Source organism: Neolewinella agarilytica, from assembly GCF_900110645.1.
GTDB classification, from domain to species: Bacteria; Bacteroidota; Bacteroidia; order Chitinophagales; family Saprospiraceae; genus Neolewinella; species Neolewinella agarilytica.
Genome location: NZ_FOFB01000009.1, coordinates 204,365 through 212,673 on the forward strand (window position 1 = coordinate 204,365; position 8,309 = coordinate 212,673).

Annotated in this window: 6 protein-coding genes; 5 read left to right on the top strand and 1 reads right to left on the bottom strand. The window is 55.0% G+C overall.

Features of this window, described 5'->3' with window-relative positions; translation table 11 throughout:
• Nucleotides 1-151: 151 nt before the first annotated feature.
• On the bottom strand, nucleotides 152-1,579 hold the full coding sequence (locus tag BM123_RS10180) for a S41 family peptidase (protein ID WP_090167919.1): 1,428 nt from the start codon (nucleotides 1,577-1,579) through the stop codon (nucleotides 152-154).
• Between the two features lie 228 nt (nucleotides 1,580-1,807).
• On the opposite strand from BM123_RS10180, the gene BM123_RS10185 reads away from it, so the two are divergent.
• The 5 genes from BM123_RS10185 to BM123_RS10205 all read left to right on the top strand — a co-directional run bounded on the left by BM123_RS10185 (nucleotide 1,808) and on the right by BM123_RS10205 (nucleotide 8,029).
• Complete coding sequence (locus BM123_RS10185) at nucleotides 1,808-3,487, top strand: hypothetical protein (protein WP_090167921.1); 1,680 nt, start codon at nucleotides 1,808-1,810, stop codon at nucleotides 3,485-3,487.
• A gap of 139 nt (nucleotides 3,488-3,626) precedes the next feature.
• Nucleotides 3,627-5,816, top strand: a complete 2,190-nt coding sequence (locus BM123_RS10190) for a peptidase domain-containing ABC transporter (RefSeq protein WP_090167925.1) — start codon at nucleotides 3,627-3,629, stop codon at nucleotides 5,814-5,816.
• A 112-nt stretch (nucleotides 5,817-5,928) separates the two neighbouring features.
• Nucleotides 5,929-7,431: an HlyD family secretion protein gene (locus tag BM123_RS10195; protein ID WP_090167948.1), complete on the top strand. Its 1,503-nt coding sequence runs from the start codon at nucleotides 5,929-5,931 to the stop codon at nucleotides 7,429-7,431.
• A 2-nt stretch (nucleotides 7,432-7,433) separates the two neighbouring features.
• Nucleotides 7,434-7,766 (top strand): HTH domain-containing protein, encoded by a 333-nt coding sequence (locus BM123_RS10200; RefSeq protein ID WP_090167950.1) that lies wholly within the window; start codon nucleotides 7,434-7,436, stop codon nucleotides 7,764-7,766.
• A gap of 74 nt (nucleotides 7,767-7,840) precedes the next feature.
• Complete coding sequence (locus tag BM123_RS10205; RefSeq protein ID WP_139211836.1) at nucleotides 7,841-8,029, top strand: hypothetical protein; 189 nt, start codon at nucleotides 7,841-7,843, stop codon at nucleotides 8,027-8,029.
• The last annotated feature ends 280 nt before the right edge of the window (nucleotides 8,030-8,309 follow it).

Sequence of the window (8,309 nt, forward strand, 5' to 3'; positions counted from 1 at the left end):
GGCTTCTAGAGAAGATATGTAAGATAAGTCTCTTCTTTATTCTATTTCAGCACGAAATGATCCTATTGGCCATAAAGTCAAAGAACGTTCAGGTGTAAAGGGGCAATCTCTTGCCGATAGCACGAAGTATTTCGTAGCAAATCAAATGCCCCTATCGCAAACCCTTTCCTTCTACCAGGACCAGCGCCCGCTCCAGCTGTTCATCCCGTCCTTCGCGGAGTGCGTCTTCGGTGATGGGGACGATGATGTCCGGCGTAACGTTTCCCTCAATGGCGTAGGGGAGTTGCAGGGCGATGTTATTGACCTTCAGCTCGAACTCTTCATTGGGGCCGATGAATAATCTTTTCTTCCGGTTGCTCCCACCGAAGGTTGTTCCCGCTGAAGCTCCGGCGGTGACCCCCAGCAGTTTTCCCCGACCCGAACCCTGCACGAAGCGGGCGAACATGCCGCTGGCGGAGAAGGTCATCTCGTTAATAAGAACGACTACCTCACCATCAAAACGCAAGTTGGCTTTACGAGGCTTCATGGCTTTGCTCAGTACGCGCTGGACCTTGCGGCCGTGCTTGCTTACCGCCCCGCTCCGCCGCCGCTTAAGGTCTTTGGCGGATTCACCGGGCAGGGCTTTGGCCGGGCCGGTGAGGATGATGCGGTCGGCGAAGCGAAACTTACCTTCGGAGAGGAAAGAATACAGGTAGTTGATCCGGCCGCTGGAGCCACCGGTGTTGTCGCGCAAGTCAATGATGAGCTGGCGGGTGCCGCTCTGCTTCAGGGTGTCAAACACCTGCTTGACGAATTTGTAGTAGTTGCCATCCCGGAATTTGCGGTCGGCAAAACTGTTGATGTCAAGGATGCCCGTTTGGCCGTCTTCGGCATAGCGGAAGGTGATGGTTTCTGCGATGGGCGTCACTTTCTTTTTGGGGTCAACCCAGGGGCGGTGAGTGGGGAGAATTTCCCGCCTTGAGCCATCGGTAAGGGTAAGGGTGAGGCTGGCCTGCAGGCCATAATGCCGTTGATACTGTAGGCCCATACCTCGGGCAATAGCGGCTTGGGTAGCGGATACATTGCCCACGTCATTAAGGCCGGCAAAGTAAGCCATGTTGTCGATCATGGGCCCCAACTCTTCGCCATTGATGGCAGCGATGGCGGTAGTGGGCAAGAGCGAATCCGTTGTTGTTCGCAGGCCTTTGAGAAGAATGAAACGCCCGTCATCCGTTCGCATCAGGGAGAGCGGAAAAACGTTCTCCCTTACCCTTACGTTCATCAGCGAGTCAAAGTGAGGTTCCAGGATAAGGTGGCCGCAATCGGTTACCTCCTGCAAGGGGGAGACCAATCGGGTAAAATCCCAGAGCGCAATGGAGTCCGCAAACCTTGCGCTCGACATAAAACCCTGCACCTGCGTCCGCGCCGCCAATAACCGTTCCCTCCCTGCTGATTCATAGCCGATCGGGTGATGATCACGAATGGTCTCATATACCTCGTCCACCATGTCGGGCACCGCGCTGAAGGGTAGCATACGTTGGGCGCAGACGCTGGTGCAAAGGATGGTTAAAATGAGCAGGGAGAGGCCATGTCTGTTCATGGGGCGGGGATGGATAATTACTGCCTAAAGATGCCTTAATTCTTATTTGTCATTTCCTAAGACAGGCTTAATTTTAATTTTGGTAACGTTTTGGCAGTTATCCGGCTGAAGCCGGGGCTGTGTTACGAAGCTCTCCGAGCTGGCTTACAGCTTAGCCCGATCAATACGAACATGAGTGCGGAGATTTGTATTTTACACCCTACCAGATAACCCAATTAATCATCCCCCATGTCCGATGAAGAAATGAACGAGCTCAACCGTCAGCTCCGCGCATTGACCGAGCAGCAGAACAACGCACCCAAAGCGGAATTTGCGGGCCTGAGCTCGGAGCAGGTGTTCTGGCTCAACCACCACCCGCTGGAGGAGGGTTGTGTAGTACGCTGGCGGGAAGACATTTCGGATGAGGTGCTGGCTCAAGTGCCGCTGCTGACTTTTGCCGTCGACCTGCTGAGCCGCCTGCGCGAAAAGGAAGTGAAGCTCACCGCCAAGGGAAATTTACCCGCCCGGATGGTGAAGGAATGGTACGCCACGGGGCTGATCGCGCAGTATGACCTGGATAAAGGCATCACCAAACTCAGCTCGGAAGACGACTGTTACTTCGCCACCACCCTGAAATATGTCCTCGGAGGCTTGCGGTGGACCAAAAAACGCCACGGCAAACTAAGCCTCACCGCAAGGGGCAAAAAGGTACTCGCCGGCCCCCGGCAGGCGATGCTGGAACAACTTTTCCTTCAGCATTTTACCAACTTCAACCTCGGCTATTTCGATGGGTATGACGATGACGGCGGGCTGCAGCACCTTTTCGGTTTTTTCCTGGTTCTTTTGCTGAAAAAAGGGAAGGATTGGCAAAAGAACACTGCCTACGTTGAGGCCATGCTGGAGGCGTTTCCGATGCTGGTGGACAGCTTTCCATCAGACAGATACGTTACGCAGGGAAAAGCGGCGCGAAATGCCATCGAGGTTCGTTTTCTGGATCGTTCTCTCAGTTTCTATGGCCTGCTAAGGTTTCGGGGCGGGCACCGCATACTGGAGAACAATCGGGAAGTCATGGCCACCGATCTCTTCCGCAGCCTCTTCCGTTTTGAGCCCGACGCCCGGCGCCCGGAGCGGGAAGAAGACGTCGATGCTCAGATCCGCTCTGCGCTCTTTGACGCGGAGATGGGCGGCGTTTCCTGGTCTTCCGGCGATCTGCCAGCGGAGCTGCAAAAGCAGTTTCACGACCAGATCCGTGCCTTCCACGCCGGGGACGGGGCGGGCCGGGTCACCATCGGTAGCCTCCTGTCTGGCCTGGAGTTGCCTGCCCCGGACAGTCTCGATAGCGAAGAAGCCGCCGTCGGTGAAATCGAAAAATTGCTGCTCGCGCTACAGGAAAAGCACGTTTTCTTCGAGCCTCCACACCACCTGCCACCCTCCCGCCTCTACCGCTTCCTGACGACGGATTTCCTGGCCCACGAAATACCGACGCCCAACCCGATGATGCCCGCTTTCGTTCCGCTGGAATCCATCGACCCGGAGCTGGCCCAACCGCCAGCCACCGTGCTGGCCGCCGAAGACTTTATGGTCATGCTCTTCACCCTCGATGAGCCGCTGCCCGAAGACCGCTTCCACCACGTCATGCGGCTACACGGTGAGGTAGCGCCCCGCGAAGCCGCTCTGGCCCACGCGAATGCCTGGCGCGCGCAGTGGTCCGCCATCACCCCCCTGAGTTTCGCCCCCGGCCCCATCCAGGAAGCAGACGGTTTTATTACCTACCCCTTCGTGCAGGTCCGCTTCGAGACCACCGACCACGCCGGTAACACCCAGGAAAGAGAGTGGGTGGGCGTCGTTCAACTCATCCCCGTGGACGATGACTGGCTGGTTTATGGGGGGAGTTTTCAGGAAGAAGGGGGGCTGGGGTTTGGGTTTTGAGGAGGTCCAGAGCCCCCGGCCCAATACTAAAATCAATCCACCCATTAGTAAATTAGCCCTGCAAAACTTGCCAGATCCCGTTTTTTTTTAGCTATGTGCTGTACTAATAGTAAATCAACACAGACCCTTATAACAACACATGGGAAAATTCCCGTTCTATTCCCAAATGGATAGCATGGACTGTGGTCCGGCTTGCCTTCAGATGATTCTGAAGCATCACGGTCGTTATTATCCGCTACCGTGGCTACGTTCCATTTCCTACCTCAGTCGCGAAGGCGTAAGTCTCAAGGGCATCAGCAAAGCCGCCGAAAAGGTAGGCCTGCGCAGCATGGCCGTGAAAATTCCCTTCGCCGGGAAGTCGGATACGCCCTGCTTGCTCAACGCCCCATTCCCCTTGGTGGTGCACTGGAACCAGAACCACTTCATCGTCGTCCACAAAGCCAATAAAAAGTACGTATGGATTGCCGACCCCGCCGCTGGCAAACACAAACTACCCAAAGCTGATTTTCTACGCGGCTGGCAAAGCGACGGCGACCGGGGTATTGCTTTATTGTTGGAGCCTACGCCCTCCTTCTACGAAAATGAAGCACCACCATCCGATAAACTCAGCTTCCGCTTCGCCCTCAATTACCTCCGCCCTTATAAGAAATTGTGCTGGCAGTTGGGTATTGGCCTGGGCCTGAGTTCTCTGATTTCGCTGCTGTTCCCCTTCCTCACCCAATCCATCGTTGATACGGGAATTGTCAATCAGGACATCGGCTTCATCTACCTCATCCTAATCGGACAGTTGGTGTTGTTCGCCACCCAGACCGCCGTCCGCTTCATCCAGAGCTGGATATTGCTCCACGTGGGCACCCGCCTCAACGTTTCCCTGATCAGCGACTTCCTGGTGAAGCTGATGAAGCTCCCCCTCGGCTATTTCGACACCAAAATGACGGGTGATCTACTACAACGCATCGGCGATCACCGCCGCATCGAAGCCTTCTTAACGCAGTCTACCCTCGGGGTTATCCTATCGACCTTCAACCTCATCGCCTTCAGTGTCGTACTGCTCTACTATTCGACCACCATCTTCTTGATTTTCCTGGTGGCGGCCATCGCTTACTTCGCCTGGATCGCCTTCTTTCTCAAACGCCGCAAAGAGATCGACTACCGGGCCTTCCAGCAGCACAGCCGCACGCAGGATTCGCTCATCGAGATCATCCAGGGAATGCCCGAAATCAAACTTCAGGGCAGCCAGTTGAAACGCCGCTGGCGCTGGGCGGAGATTCAGGCCAAACTTTTTCGGGTACAAATGAGCTCGCTGCGACTCGGACAGTGGCAGGAAGCCGGAGGCTCGTTCATCAACCAATCTAAAGACATCCTCATCACGGTCATCGCCGCCACCGGCGTCATCAAAGGTGAATTGACGCTCGGAATGATGCTGGCCATCCAGTACATCATTGGGCAACTTAACGGTCCGTTGGCCCAGATGATCAACTTCATCCGCTCCGGACAGGACGCAAAGATCAGCCTGGAACGTTTGGGCGAAATACACGCCCAGGCGGAAGAAGACAATCAGGAAATAGGGGTGAGCAAGGTCCAGCCCCGTGTCGGAGACATCGTGCTGGATAACGTCAGCTTCCGCTACAACGCCATCGAAGACGATGTGCTGAAAAACGTCAACCTGACGATTCGGAAGGGGAAAGTCACCGCCATTGTCGGCACCAGCGGCAGCGGAAAAACGACCCTGCTAAAATTATTACTAGGCTTCTATCCCGTAACGGAAGGAACCGTTCAGGTGTCCGGCGCAGACCTGCAACAACTCGACCAGGGCGCCTGGCGGGAGCACTGCGGCGTAGTGATGCAAGACGGCTTCATCTTCTCCGATACCATCGCCAACAACATCAGCGAAAGCAGCGATTGGCCGGACGCGGAGCGGCTGGACCACGCCCTCAACGTCGCCAATATCGAAGGCTACGTTCGCGCCCTTCCCCTCGGCGTCAACACCATGATCGGTGCGCGGGGCAACGGTACCTCCCAGGGCCAGAAGCAACGCCTGCTCATCGCCCGGGCCGTCTATAAAAACCCGGATTACCTCTTCCTCGACGAAGCGACCAACTCCCTGGACGCCAACAACGAACGCGAGATCATCAATAAACTGGACGAGTTCTACACCGGCAAAACCGTCGTGGTCGTAGCTCATCGCCTCTCTACGGTTTCCCACGCCGATCAGATCGTCGTCCTCGAAAAAGGTGAACTCATTGAAATCGGTACCCATAAAGAACTGGTTGCTCGGAAGGGCGCTTACTATACCCTGGTAAAGAATCAGTTGGAGTTGGGTAGTTAGAAAATCCCCCCCGGCCCCCCGAAGGGGGGAGTACCCGCCAAATCTTATGAGGCGTTTACTCCCCCCTTCGGGGGGCCGGGGGGGACTAACACAAACTTGATAAAATTCACATATGCCCAACAATCCTTCCCCATCCACCCTCTACCGCGACGCCGCCATCCAGGACATGATGGGCAGCCCTCCCGGTTGGCTGCTGCACTCCGGGCTCACGGCCATCGCCGTGGTGTTCATCGTGGCGCTGGGGCTCGCCGCCCTCATCCGCTACCCGGAAAAGGTTGAAGCGCCTTTCCTGTTGCAAACCGAGAAGATTCCTTTGGCGCTACACGCAGGTGCAATGAATGTCATCGATACCGTCTTCGCCACAAGCGGAGCCCCGGTGACTCCCGGCGATACCCTGCTCGTATTTCAAAGTGAAGCAGACTGGCGCCCCGTCCGAGACCTCGATCGGTGGCTTACTACAGTGGAGCAAGATCTATCACCGGAGCTATTTCAAGAAACCCCTTCCCAACCGAGCGCTTCGCGGCTGCCTACGGCGGTCCCACGGGGGAGGGCTATTGAAAACTTTGGACGTTTTAACGAAAAACGATTGATGTCAGTTGATCCTACGACTGGTCTCCAGTCACACCTCCAACGTCTGCCACGTCTCCCCTCTCCTTCGGAGAGGGGCCGGGGGAGAGGTCTTGGAAGCCGGAGCTGCGGTTTCCCCTCCACCATCCAAACTCCCCTCACCACGCTAAATACCCTCCTCAACGCCCATCAAACCTACCTCCAAACCAACGGCCTCACCGCCGAAATCACCGCCTACGAACGTGAAATCGCCGACGCCCAGCGCCTCAGCCAATCCCTTAACCGCCAGGTGGACCTCTACGAACAAGAACTCGACTATCAGCAACGGCAAACTGACCGGATGCAGGGACTGGAACAGGAAGGCATCGTCAGCACCCAGGACGCCGAGCAAGTAGCTGCCCAGACCATTGCCGCCCGCCGGCAGCGGGAGGTCCTGGTAAGCAGCGACATCCAGAACCAGCTACGCGTCCAGCAGCTTCGCCAGCAAATTCTCCAACGGAAGCTCGCTCATCGCGAGCAACTGGCCGATTTCGATCGCCAACTACGCACCCAGTTAAAACTGCTGCGCACGGCACTGACTGAGTACCGAGACCGTTATTTTCTCATCGCCCGCGAAGCCGGAACCCTCACTTGGCAACCTACCGTCCGGGAGCAGGCTACGGTGAGCCCCTCCGAACCACTCGGTTTCCTACGGGGAGATGACGGCGACGCCAAAACGATGGTGGCCCGCCTGCAACTCCCGTCCCTCGGTCAGGGAAAAATCGAGCTTGGCGACCGCGTCATCCTCGACTTCGCCGCCTACCCCTCCCGCGAATACGGTCAGGTGGAAGGCTCCCTGCGTACCCTCGACCCCATCGCTCTGCCCGACCAGCAGGGCAACTACCTTCGGCTGGCCACCGTCGCCCTGCCCGATACCCTGGTCACCTCTTACGGCAAAACACTGCCCTTTCAATATAACCTGGCGGGCACCGCCCGCATCATCACCGCTGACCGCAGCCTGCTGGCGCGGTTGTTTGATCAATTCCTGAACCTTACTAAAAACACTTAATTATGGCTTTTATTGACACATTCTACCAACTCGAACGCCTCGCTTACCTCATCCAGCGCAAAGCCACTGGCTCCCCCACTGAACTGGCTGCGAAGCTGGAGGTTTCTCCTCGTACGGTGCACAACCTCTTAGAGCAGTTGCGAAACTGGGGTGCGGAGATCGCTTATTGCCGGGAGCGGTGTAGTTATTACTATGTACAGCCGATTAATCTTTGTTTTTCGGTGATTCAGCCAGCTGAAGATGCGCGGAAAATTACGGGAGGGCGTAAGAATATTTCAAGTTTTTTGCTGGATGCAGAATTTTTGCGGTGGGGAGGTGCTTCTTTGTATTGTTGATCGAGGTGATCGACGGCCGGGGTATGCTGAAAACCGGGATTAAACAGAGTAGGCAACGACTAAATCGTGTTATCATGAAAATGACAAGTACTTTCGAGCAGTTTGTAACTGCCAAAATTAATAATGACGTTTTATCCAAGATTTCTGGCGGTATCTCTCAGGAGGATTTTGACGCTGTTATGGCGCACCTATTTGTAAATAATCGTGCTCAGTACGAAATTGTAAAGCAGATGGCTCAAGATGGTATGATAAATATTGAGTAAGTTCCCAAAAAACATAGTTGACATTACCTTTCTTACTTCTGCAGTTTAATCGCTAAGTAAATGTCTTGGGTTTTGGAAATATGTTTTAAATTAAGGCTCAGGCAGATGAGGGTCGGTGAAAATTTAGATCTTGTCAGCCTGGGCCATGTTTTTATATTTGTGGTACTTTGTACTGAATTTTTCATTTAGAGCATGTCTAAAAATTTGAGTCTCGGTTTCTACTGATCGACGAAAGAACCATCTGAATATTGGCCGCTAGAATGAATCCTGCCGAATTTTC